At 29.5% G+C, this 10,976-nt stretch carries 11 protein-coding genes; 4 read left to right on the forward strand and 7 right to left on the reverse strand.

Annotated elements, in window-relative coordinates; all coding sequences use genetic code 11:
* Positions 1-2: 2 nt before the first annotated feature.
* The 6 genes from PHEL85_RS00970 to PHEL85_RS00995 all read right to left on the reverse strand — a co-directional run bounded on the left by PHEL85_RS00970 (position 3) and on the right by PHEL85_RS00995 (position 3,914).
* Complete coding sequence (locus PHEL85_RS00970; protein WP_036819896.1) at positions 3-947, reverse strand: DUF1835 domain-containing protein; 945 nt, start codon at positions 945-947, stop codon at positions 3-5.
* A 51-nt stretch (positions 948-998) separates the two neighbouring features.
* On the reverse strand, positions 999-1,322 hold the full coding sequence (locus tag PHEL85_RS00975; protein ID WP_036819899.1) for a translation initiation factor: 324 nt from the start codon (positions 1,320-1,322) through the stop codon (positions 999-1,001).
* 121 nt (positions 1,323-1,443) lie between these two features.
* On the reverse strand, positions 1,444-2,391 hold the full coding sequence (locus PHEL85_RS00980; RefSeq protein WP_036819902.1) for an isopenicillin N synthase family dioxygenase: 948 nt from the start codon (positions 2,389-2,391) through the stop codon (positions 1,444-1,446).
* A 60-nt stretch (positions 2,392-2,451) separates the two neighbouring features.
* Positions 2,452-3,177, reverse strand: coding sequence for a DUF6048 family protein (locus tag PHEL85_RS00985; protein WP_036819905.1), 726 nt, complete (start codon positions 3,175-3,177; stop codon positions 2,452-2,454).
* Entirely contained in the window at positions 3,158-3,619 is a 462-nt protein-coding gene (locus PHEL85_RS00990; RefSeq protein ID WP_036819908.1) for a DUF6452 family protein, read from the reverse strand. Before PHEL85_RS00990 ends, PHEL85_RS00985 begins: the two co-directional genes overlap by 20 nt.
* A 1-nt stretch (position 3,620) precedes the next feature.
* On the reverse strand, positions 3,621-3,914 hold the full coding sequence (locus tag PHEL85_RS00995) for a 4a-hydroxytetrahydrobiopterin dehydratase (protein WP_036819911.1): 294 nt from the start codon (positions 3,912-3,914) through the stop codon (positions 3,621-3,623).
* Positions 3,915-4,234: 320 nt separating this feature from the next.
* On the opposite strand from PHEL85_RS00995, the gene PHEL85_RS17195 reads away from it, so the two are divergent.
* A complete protein-coding gene (locus tag PHEL85_RS17195; protein ID WP_052108407.1) occupies positions 4,235-6,817 on the forward strand; it encodes a sulfatase-like hydrolase/transferase in 2,583 nt (860 codons plus the stop codon).
* Complete coding sequence (locus tag PHEL85_RS01005; protein ID WP_036819914.1) at positions 6,814-7,272, forward strand: DUF6702 family protein; 459 nt, start codon at positions 6,814-6,816, stop codon at positions 7,270-7,272. Before PHEL85_RS17195 ends, PHEL85_RS01005 begins: the two co-directional genes overlap by 4 nt.
* A 79-nt stretch (positions 7,273-7,351) precedes the next feature.
* Here the strand turns inward: PHEL85_RS01005 and rlmD are convergent, their stop codons facing one another.
* Positions 7,352-8,806: a 23S rRNA (uracil(1939)-C(5))-methyltransferase RlmD gene (gene rlmD, locus PHEL85_RS01010; RefSeq protein ID WP_036819917.1), complete on the reverse strand. Its 1,455-nt coding sequence runs from the start codon at positions 8,804-8,806 to the stop codon at positions 7,352-7,354.
* 351 nt (positions 8,807-9,157) lie between these two features.
* Here rlmD and rocD point away from each other — a divergent pair, with 351 nt between their 5' ends.
* Both rocD and PHEL85_RS01020 read left to right on the forward strand, forming a co-directional pair.
* A complete protein-coding gene (rocD, locus tag PHEL85_RS01015) occupies positions 9,158-10,402 on the forward strand; it encodes an ornithine--oxo-acid transaminase (protein WP_036819919.1) in 1,245 nt (414 codons plus the stop codon).
* Positions 10,403-10,516: 114 nt separating this feature from the next.
* Entirely contained in the window at positions 10,517-10,957 is a 441-nt protein-coding gene (locus tag PHEL85_RS01020) for a DUF5362 family protein (RefSeq protein ID WP_235318214.1), read from the forward strand.
* Positions 10,958-10,976: the final 19 nt, after the last annotated feature.

Here is a 10,976-nt window from a genome sequence, read left to right on the forward strand (position 1 = left end):
TTTTATGATGTAATTTGTAATAGTTTTTTTGATTGATTATTAAATAAAAAACTATATTTTTTTGCTCCACCAAGATACGAATTTTCGTTGCGAATTTCACTATAAAAATTCATCTGGTTTTCTAATACTTTTTTACCTTTTCGAGATAATTTTACAGGATCGAATGAAGTAAATAGTTTTTTAAGTTGATCTATTTGATGTTCGTATTGAATATCTCCAAAACCATAGTTGGTTTGGGTTTTTAGTAATTGACCAACTAATTGATGTTTAGATGAGAATTCTTGTGTATTAGCAGTTTTTAAAATGGTATTTTCAATTTGATTTAAACCATTTTTGATAGTAGGAAATCTAAGTAAATGTGCTTCTAAAGCGTCTGCTAAATATTTAAATGGAGACATTGGGTTGTACTTGTAAATAGTTTCTAATCTTAAAGGACTATCAGAACAATACAATTGCCAAATATAATCTGCATATTCAATATCGTCTTGTGTTAAATCTACTCTGTTTTGGTAATGTTCTTGAATTTGATTTTCAGTAAGTTCTCCCAATCCTTTTAGTTTGTTAGTACCTTTTACTTTACCACTGCAAACTAAAGAAATATGATAACCTTTTCTGTATTTTTTTAACCAACTAATAACAGCAATCATATTTATTTGGCAGAATAAATCGTGCTCAAACCATAAGACTATTTCTTTACTTTCTTTTTTATTACAAAGACTTCTGTATTCTTTTAATGTAAAATCGATAAATTTCTTTTTACTAACATTGTAAGAAGTTTTTAAAAAGTCGAACCTGTTTTTCCAAAAGGTTTCACTACCAACATCTGTTGTCGTTTTCCCTTCACACAACATTTCTCTCCAGGTAATAAAGTCTCCTGAAAAATGAAGTTTTTTAAGATAGTTTGTTGTACTATCTCCGTTTGTAATATGTAATATTGAAGAATTCATAATTAAAAAACAACGTTTTTTTTGATTAATTATTGTGAGGCATTAAATATACTAACCACCAACACGTTTTACTTTAAACCCTTTATCTTTTAACATCATCATTATTCGGTCTCTAAAATCTCCCTGAATAATTATTTTATCATCTTTAAAACTACCTCCAACAGATAGTTTTGTTTTAATTTCTTTTGCTAATATTTTAAAATCTGATGTTGCTCCTGTATAGCCTTCTAAAATAGTAATTGGTTTCCCTTTTCGCTTTTCGTATTTACAGATAATTGGATCTTCTTGTAACCAAATATTCGATTTTTCTTTAACAGATTCAGCAGTTTCCTTGTGTTCTGGAAATAATTTTTTTAGTTGATCTTTGAAATCCATATTAGCCCCTCTTAATCTCCCCAAAGGGGAGAAACTCAACTCGGGTATTTGAGTTTTTATTTTATTTTTTTATTTCGCAAACCATTCCTTCCCTTTAGGAAGGTTAGGATGGGTTTTGTTTTTACTTTTTTAATCCTAATTCTCTTAAACGTTGATCTAAAAATTCACCAGCAGTTATATCTTCAAATTGTTTTGGATGCTCTTCATCGATACATTTATCTAAAACATCTAGCTTCATATCTGAAACAGGATGCATAAAAAACGGAATTGAATAACGAGAAGTTCCCCACATTTCTTTTGGTGGATTTACAACTCTGTGAATGGTAGATTTTAATTTGTTATTACTGTGACGCGATAACATATCACCAACATTAATCATAATTTCATCTGGTGCAGCCATGGCATCAATCCATTCTCCTTTATGGTTTTGAACTTGCAAACCTTTACCTTGAGCGCCCATTAATAACGTAATTAAATTAATATCTCCATGAGCTGCTGCTCTTTCTGCACCTTTAGGTTCTGTTTTTATTGGCGGGTAATGAATAGGACGTAAAATACTATTTCCATTTTTAATATAGTTGTCAAAATAGGTTTCCTCTAATCCTAAATGTAATGCTAAAGAGCGTAATACATATTTAGCTGTTTTTTCTAACATTTGGTAAGTTTCTTTACCAACTTTATTAAAATTAGCTAATTCATTAACAGTTACATTTTCTGGGTATTCATTTGCATATTTAGAGTCTTTATCTACATATTGTCCAAAATGCCAAAACTCTTTTAAATCGCCTTCTTTTTTACCTTTTGCAGATTCTTTACCAAAAGAGACATAACCTCTTTGACCTCCAATTCCTGGAATTTCATATTTCTCTTTTGTTTCTAGTGGTAAATCAAAAAAGTTTTTTATTTCAGTATATAAGTTTTCGACTAATTGATCATCTAAAAAATGACCTTTTAAGGCTACAAAACCAATGTTTTCGTAAGCATGACCAATTTCATCAATAAATTGTTGTTTTTTGCTTTCATCAGTAGATAGAAAATCTGCTAAATTTACACTTGGTATTTTATTCATGATATTTTAATTTAAAAATTGGGATGATAAAGTTACTAAAAATTCGATAAAGCCAAATTTTTATTTCTTTTTAAAAGGAATTAAGTAAGTAAGTGTGTAGTTAAATCCAAAACCAGATCCACTTTCAAAGATTCTATTAAAACCAGGTGAATACAGTGTTTTAAAATTTTCAGGATCTTTTACACTCATTAAAATTTTATAAGAACCACTAAATGTGATAAAAAAGTTTTTAAATGTTTCTGCTCTAAAACCAACAACAAATTCTGACCAATGTGCATTTAAACCAGTTATGGTAAATGGAGTTGTATTGGTATTTGCAGGGAAATAAAGAGGGTAATCTTCTATATCTGTTATTACATTAGGTGTATAACTATTTAAGGTTTGCTCAAAAAAGCTAAAACCATAACGATATCCTACAAAGATTTCGTTATTCATATCTAACCAATTTTGGTAAGCATTGTAATTAAAACCTAAACGGATATAATTCCCTTTTGATGTTGAATTTGTATAATCTTCAGCCGTAGTTTCTTCTTCGAAACCAACTTCTGCTGCAATGTAAAAGTTCTTTTTTATTCTATAATCTCCAACAATTTCTAAACCACTGTAAGAACTATTAAACTGTGCTAAAATAGGTTTGCTAATATCTATACCAACTCGAAACCCATAATTGGTTTTATAAACGATTGAATCTTTTTTTGATGCTATAATTGTGTTCTTTTTTTGTTCTTGTGAAAACCCATCAACATAAACAAAAAGGAAACAAATGCTAATGAAATATTTGTACATGTGCTGCATCTTGATTTTCTAATATGATTAATGTTTCTTCTGGTGTAAATTCTTTAATCCAAGTATTGTCTGATGAAAAAGTAACTTCATTAAAGACAATTTTATAACCACAAGAACGAGATACATATACTTCTTCTGGAGTGTATTTTATTGTAAACTGATTTATAACTCCTTCTTTTGAGAAATTATATACAGTTTCTGTAGTTAAACTATTTAAAGGAATTGTAATTGTATTTATAGTTTGATTTACATAAATGCTGTCATTTTTTCCTTCTGCCCAAACATACAATTCCTTTACGTTTTTTAGCGTTTCGGTATTTGATTCATCATAAAATTCTATAACTAATTTTTCTGTTACAGGGTTTTTTAAACAGAAATCATCTTTTTCACAAGAAATATTTATGAGAAGAATGAAACCTAAAAAGAACATTATTTTTTTCATACTATTCTTCTTCAACTTCAACAATTATATTGATAGCTTTAGCTAATTTAAAATCTAATTCTGTAACACCTGTAGCATCATGAGTTGTTAGTGTAATGTCTAATGTATTATAAATATTTGTCCATTCTGGGTGATGATTTAACGCTTCACATTCAAAAGCAATTCTATTCATTGCAGACATACAATCTTTAAAGTTGTCGAATTCAAAATCGGTATGCAAAGCATTATCAAAATATTCCCATTCTGGTAGAGATTCTAGTTTTTTTAATATTTCGAATTCTGTTAATTTTTTCATCTTCAATTTTTAACAAATTAATTATTAAATAAGTTTTTAATTTTCTTCAATCCTTTTCTATAAAAAATAACCCTAAATTAATAGCCTTATAAATACAGTACTTATTTTTTAAATTATATTACAAATGTAATTAAATGATAACAAAATTATTTCCTGTTTCTTGTTAATTATAATTATAAAATTATTCTAATGCCTTTAGAAATTAAAAAATAAATAAGCTCAAATTAAACTTTTGTCATAATATTAGGTCTAAATTTTAAAAGACCTTAACTAAACATTACTTGGTATAAATATATTTCAACAACCAAAAATAAATTTAAATGAGAATTTTAAAAACATTTCTATTACTATTTTTCTTTATATCGACTAGTTTTAGTCAACAACAATCACCAAACATATTATTAATAATTGCAGATGATATGGGAATTGATTCTACTCCCGGTTTTGGAATAAATAGTGATTTACCTGTTACACCAACTTTAGATTCATTAAGAGAAAAAGGACTTTCTTTTACGAATTGTTGGGCAGCTCCTCAATGTTCGCCAACTCGTGCTGCAATAATGAGTGGTAAATTCGGAATTAAAACCGGAGTTATGAAACCGCCTTTAGTTTTAGATACTAGCCATACATCATTGTTTACAAAAATAAAAGAGCAAAGTATAACAGATTACAGCATGGGGTTTATTGGTAAATGGCATCTTGGAGGCAATGATACTAGCAATTATAGTCATCCAATAGATTCTGGTGTACCTTATTATGAAGGTGTTTTTACGAGTCAAGTAGATGATTATTATGATTGGACAAAAGTAAATTCTGAAGGAAATGAAGAACAAATTACAGAATATGCTACTACATATCTAACAAACAGCGCAATATCTTGGATTGATAATCAAACAAAACCTTGGTTTTTATGGTTAGCTCATATTGCTCCTCATGTTCCTTTTCAAGCACCACCAGATGGAACTTATACAACTACACCTACAAATGATAGAACAACCTATTTATCTATGATTGAAAACATGGATTATGAAATTAATAGACTTTTGGAAAGTATGGATGAAGAAACACTCGAAAATACAGTAATTATTTTTATAGGTGATAATGGAACTCCAGGGCAAGCAAATAATTATTGGCCAACTGGTCATGCAAAATCTTCAATGTACGAAGGTGGAATTCGTGTACCACTAATAATTACAGGTAAATCTGTAGAAAGAGTAAATGAAGTAGAAACAAGTTTGGTGCAAGCAACTGATTTACACGCTACAATTTTAGAGTTGGCAGGAGTACAGTTATTAGGCGGAACAGAAAATAGTTTAAGTTTAAAACCTGCATTGTCTTTTGAAAATCAAATTTCAAAACAAATAAATTATACAGATTATGAAAGCGGTAATACTCAATTTTGGGCAACTAGAAATGATACGTATAAATTAATTGAAGACGAAAACGGTAATGAAGAATTTTATAATATTATTACAGATATAAAAGAAGAAACTAATTTAATTGGTAGTCTAACAACAGAACAAGAAGCAATAAAAGCAATGTTACAGCAAGAGGCACAGACAATTAGAAGTGATTGGTCTTGTAACGATGGTATTAAAAACGGAGCTGAAACTACAATTGATGATTGTAATAATACTTGTGGAGTTACCGATGTTTTGAGTTATGATAATATTGCTTGTGAAGACATACCAACTAGTCCAAGTATTTATTATGAGTTTGTAGAAGGAAACCAAAGAGTTGTGTATTCTAACAATTACCCAAATCATAATTTTTCTTATGTATCACCAAGAATTCCAGAACCATATTATAGAACATATAAGTTTGATTTAAACCCAAGTTTAAGCGAAGAAGTAACAAGTATTTCTAGAACTAATGGAAGACCTGTAAATTATTTTGGGATTGCGTTAAATGGCGTATATATGATGCCTGCACCTGCGACACCTTTTATTTTTGAAGATCAAATTACAGGAGAATATAATTGGGATTGGGTTTTTGAACCTACCACAAATATTGGAGATGGAAGAGATTTTGTTGGTTTAGATTGTGCTTCTGCACACGTAAATCCTAATTCTGGCTATCATTATCATGGAAACATGTTTGGGTATGTAGAAGAATTACAACAAGGTATTTCAACATTAAATTCGCCACCAACAGAACTTTTACAAGTTGGTTGGGCATCAGATGGTTTTCCTGTTTTATACAGATTTGGGCCAGATAAAGAAGGAAATATAAAAGAAATGTTTCCTAGTTTTCAGTTAGAAAGTGGTTTACGCCCTGGAGACGGAATTAGCGCGCCTTGTGGCCCTTATTCAGGAAAATACACCAATGATTTTGGATATGTAGCTGGTAAAGGAGATTTAGATGAGTGCAACGGAATAGAAGCTTCTGTTACATTAACAACTGCACAAGGGCAAGAAACATTTGAATATTATTATGTAGTTACTCAAGATTTTCCTCAAATTTCTAGATGTATGAAAGGTAATTTTAGTGATAGTTTTATTAGTAGTGCAGGAGGCTTAAATGATGTTGATGCAGATGGCGATGGATTTGTAAGTCAGTTTGATTGTGATGATACCAATGCAAATATAAACCCTTTTGCTACAGACGATCCTTTAACCAGTTTAGATGAAAGTTGCGGTAATACATTAAGTACACAAGATTTAGAATTAAAAGATTTAGGGTACTATATAAATTCAAACCCTAATGATGGAAATTTTTCTGTAATATCTACTAATTTAGAAAAGTATCAAGTTCGATTATTTTCGATAAAAGGACAACTTGTTCTTGAAAAAGAAGGTACAGGAGTTTTAGAAATAAATAATATAGCTACTAAAGGGATTTATATATTGAGTATTATAAAAGAAGGAAAAACCTTAGGAACTATTAAAGTTATGGTGAAATGAAAATTTTAATAATTGCTTTTTTAGCTTTACTCAACATAGGCAAAACAAATAATTTCCATGAGTCTATTTCTGCTACTTTTAATGTAATAAAAAGAGGGCATGTATTGATGCTTGAAATTGATTTTGATGAAGAAAACTTTATTAAGTTTGGAGACTCTAAAAGCTTACATGTTTCTACAGAAGATTTTAGTAAATATTTACACAAAACAACTAGTTGGCAGTTTGATGGCGAAAATATAATACCTCAAGTTTTAGATATAAAAACTAGTCAACATCATACAAAAGTAATCTGTTATTTGTCTAAAAATAAAACAAATATAAAATCTGTTACCATTAAAAATGAATTTTTACTAAATGTAAAATCTCATTCTAATATTATTAAATTAGATATTAACAATACTTTTAAAGATTATAGATTAGATAAAGAAAGAAGAGAAATAAAGGTGGATTATTAATCGACTTTTTATAAACTAAAAGACTTCTCAAAATTTATTATTTGAGAAGTCTTTTTTTGTAAGTTTAATATATTTTGAATTATATTTTCTCAAACAAAACAACAGTCTCAATATGACTTGTATGAGGAAATTGATCTACCAAACTAATTTTTTTAATTTGATAACCAGCTTCTCTTAACAATTCTGTATCTCTTGCTTGCGTTGCAGGATTACAAGAAACATACACCATTCTATCTGCATTTAAATTGATGATTTTTTGCAATGTTTTTGGTGCAATTCCAGCTCTTGCAGGGTCTAAAATAATCGTTTTAATTTTATTTTTATACTCAGGATGCGCAATTAAAAATTTACCAACGTCTGCAGCAAAGAATTTTAAACCATCAATATTGTTTCTTTTTGCGTTTTTCTTAGCATCTTCAATAGCAGAAGCAACGATATCTACACCAACAATTTTTGCGTTTTCACTTCTAGAAGCTACAATTTGTCCAATAGTTCCTGTTCCGCAAAATAAATCCATCACAACAGTATTGTTTACTTTTGTTTTATCTTCTAAAACATATTCTACAACTTTAGAATATAGTTTTTCTGCACATTTTGGGTTTGTTTGAAAGAAGCTTTTCATGCTGATTTCAAAATTTAAGCCTAATAGTTCTTCTACAATTTTATCTTTACCATATACCAAATCTAAACTTCCTGCTGTAGCAATTGTTCTGTCTCCAGTTTCATCATTAATTGTATGTAATAATCCCGCTAAACGCTCTCCAAAAATATCTTTTAGAAAAGAGGCAAATTTGTTTAAATCGAAGTTTTCTAATTCAGGAGAAGTGGTTACTAAATTACATAATAACTCATCAGTTTTAAAAGATTTTCTCACAACAAAATAACGGAAGAAACCTGTTTTTCTAGGTCCGTGCCAAGGTTCTAAACCTGTATCTTGACAATATTTTCTGATGTTTTTTAGGTTGTCTTCCATTTGTTTATCAAACAAACCAGAATCTTTCTCAAGATTATCTCCTATCCACCAAACTCCACGTCTTTTAAAACCTAACGTAAACTCGTCTTTATCGGTTTTATTAACTCTATCATAACCAATGGCAGAAAAACCATATTCCATTTTATTTCTGTAATGAAATACGTTTGGAGACGCTATAAACTCATCAAATAAATCTTCAATATTTTCTACTTTTCCAATTCTTTTAAATAATGAAAGTGTACTTTCTTTTTTATATTGATGCTGTAAATTGATAGGTAATTGAATGTAAGGCGCTCCAGGAATGTCTTGAAAAGTAACTTCAACTTCATCATCAGAAGGTTCTAAAACATCTATTAACTTTGCTTCCGCGTATTTTTTACTTGACTTACTAATTTGTGCTTTTACCAATTGTCCAGGTAAAGTATTGGGAACAAAAACAACAAAACTACCTTCTTCAGAATGTATTCTTGCAATTCCTTTTCCTCCAAAGGCGTAATCTTCAATTTTTAATTCTAAAACTTGATTCTTTTTTACAAATTTATTTCGTTCTCTACGTGGCATTCTCTATAATTTATTGGGTTGCAAAATTAAGGAAAAGTTATTGATAGATTTACGGATATTGAATTTAAGTTTCATCTCTTTAAAGTTTTGAATCTGCGTTAGTGATTGAACCTTTCGACTTCGCTCAAGACAGGCTAATTGTGTGAGCTCTTTTTGAGAAACGAAAAAAGCGAGTAGTGAAAGCACGAACTTTAGGGAACGCCCAAATAATTTTTATTACAAGTTATTATTTTATTACTTTTGCAAAACTTCGGGGATGATTTCTTTCCCACGCTGAATTTTCGAAACTTTCGAAAGGATAAAGGTAGAACAGGAATGGTTATTTAATTATAAACATTTAAAACGAAACAAATGACTGTTTTAGAGAAACTGACTTCGAAAGAAGCAATTGAATTAGAGAACAAATATGGTGCACATAACTATCATCCACTTCCTGTGGTTTTGAGTAAAGGTGAAGGTGTGTTTGTTTGGGATGCAGAAGATAAAAAATATTATGATTTTTTATCTGCTTATTCTGCAGTAAACCAAGGACATTGTCATCCTAAAATTGTGGATGCAATGATAAATCAAGCAAAAACGTTAACATTGACTTCACGTGCATTTTATAATGACATGTTGGGGAAATATGAGAAATTTGCAACTGAACTTTTTGGTTTCGACAAATTATTACCAATGAATACTGGTGCAGAAGCTGTAGAAACTGCACTAAAACTAGCTAGAAAATGGGCTTATGAAGTAAAAGGAATTGATGAAAATAAAGCAGAAATAATTGTTTGTGAAAACAACTTTCATGGAAGAACAACTACTATAATTTCTTTTTCTAATGATCCTGTTGCTAGAAAGAATTTTGGACCTTATACTAAAGGATTTATCAAAATTGAATATGATAATCTACAAGAATTACAAGAAACGTTAGAAAGTAGTAATAATATTGCTGCATTTTTAGTGGAACCAATTCAGGGAGAAGCAGGTGTGTATGTGCCTACAGAAGGATATTTAGCTGCAGCAAAAGAATTGTGTGCTAAACACAATGTTTTATTTATTGCAGATGAAGTACAAACAGGTATTGCAAGAACGGGTAAAATGTTAGCTGTAAATCATGAAAATGTGCAGCCAGATGTTTTAATTCTTGGTAAAGCTTTAAGTGGAGGTGCGTATCCTGTATCTGCTGTGTTAGCAAATGATAACATTATGAATGTGATTAAACCAGGAAATCACGGTTCTACTTTTGGAGGAAACCCAATTGCAGCAGCAGTTGCAATTGCTGCTTTAGAGGTTATTGCTGAAGAAAATTTGGCTGAAAACGCAGAAGTTTTAGGGAAAATTTTTAGAAGTGAATTAGCATCTTTTGCTGAAGAAAATGAATTGGTAAAGTCTGTTAGGGGTAAAGGGTTGTTAAATGCTGTTTTAATAAATGATACAGAAGAAAGTTCTACAGCTTGGGATATTTGTATGAAATTAAGAGATAATGGTTTACTAGCAAAACCAACACATGGAAACATAATTCGTTTTGCGCCACCTTTAGTAATGACTAAAGAACAATTAATGGATTGCATTTCAATTATTAAGAAAACAATTTCTGAGTTTAAGAAATAAGATAGATTACATAAATTTTTAGCCACGGAATCATTATTATTATTATATAATTGTGAATTCGTGGCTTCTTTTTTTTGTTTATTTTTGAAGAGAACTAAATTAAGAACTTATATTATGGTGAATAATCCTATTACACAATTAGAGCAATTAACAATTACAAGTGCTTCTAAAAGCTTTTTAAGAGAAACTGCAAAGTGGGCAAAATTTTTAGCTATTATTGGTTTTATCTTGATTGGTTTTATGTTAGTTTTTGCAATATTTGCAACGACTATTTTTGATATGGCTGCAAAAATGCAACCTGGAGTTCCAGATTATTTAGGAGTAACCATGTCAATTACCTATTTGATTCTTGCAATAATTCACTTTTTTCCAGTGTATTACTTGTTACAATTTTCAAATAAAATGAAAAAAGCATTGTCTACAAAAAATGATGAAACATTAGCAAAAGCTTTTGAAATGTTAAAATCTCATTATAAATTTATAGGTGTATTTATGATTATCACCTTGTCTCTTTATGCTTTAATGATAGTGGTTTCATTATTAGGAGCGTTTTAGATTTTAAAAAATAGTAAGC

Origin of the sequence: Polaribacter sp. Hel1_85 (assembly GCF_000766795.1) — a bacterium.
Taxonomy (GTDB): Bacteria; Bacteroidota; Bacteroidia; order Flavobacteriales; family Flavobacteriaceae; genus Polaribacter.

What these genes read in the sequence shown, in the direction of transcription:
- rlmD (WP_036819917.1), bottom strand. Translation starts at nt 8,806, where the DNA reads ATGCCACGTAGAGAACGAAATAAATTTGTAAAAAAGAATCAAGTTTTA.
- PHEL85_RS01020 (WP_235318214.1), top strand. Translation starts at nt 10,517, where the DNA reads ATGGTGAATAATCCTATTACACAATTAGAGCAATTAACAATTACAAGT.
- PHEL85_RS17195 (WP_052108407.1), top strand. Translation starts at nt 4,235, where the DNA reads ATGAGAATTTTAAAAACATTTCTATTACTATTTTTCTTTATATCGACT.
- PHEL85_RS00995 (WP_036819911.1), bottom strand. Translation starts at nt 3,914, where the DNA reads ATGAAAAAATTAACAGAATTCGAAATATTAAAAAAACTAGAATCTCTA.
- PHEL85_RS00975 (WP_036819899.1), bottom strand. Translation starts at nt 1,322, where the DNA reads ATGGATTTCAAAGATCAACTAAAAAAATTATTTCCAGAACACAAGGAA.
- PHEL85_RS01005 (WP_036819914.1), top strand. Translation starts at nt 6,814, where the DNA reads ATGAAAATTTTAATAATTGCTTTTTTAGCTTTACTCAACATAGGCAAA.
- PHEL85_RS00985 (WP_036819905.1), bottom strand. Translation starts at nt 3,177, where the DNA reads ATGTACAAATATTTCATTAGCATTTGTTTCCTTTTTGTTTATGTTGAT.
- rocD (WP_036819919.1), top strand. Translation starts at nt 9,158, where the DNA reads ATGACTGTTTTAGAGAAACTGACTTCGAAAGAAGCAATTGAATTAGAG.
- PHEL85_RS00970 (WP_036819896.1), bottom strand. Translation starts at nt 947, where the DNA reads ATGAATTCTTCAATATTACATATTACAAACGGAGATAGTACAACAAAC.
- PHEL85_RS00990 (WP_036819908.1), bottom strand. Translation starts at nt 3,619, where the DNA reads ATGAAAAAAATAATGTTCTTTTTAGGTTTCATTCTTCTCATAAATATT.
- PHEL85_RS00980 (WP_036819902.1), bottom strand. Translation starts at nt 2,391, where the DNA reads ATGAATAAAATACCAAGTGTAAATTTAGCAGATTTTCTATCTACTGAT.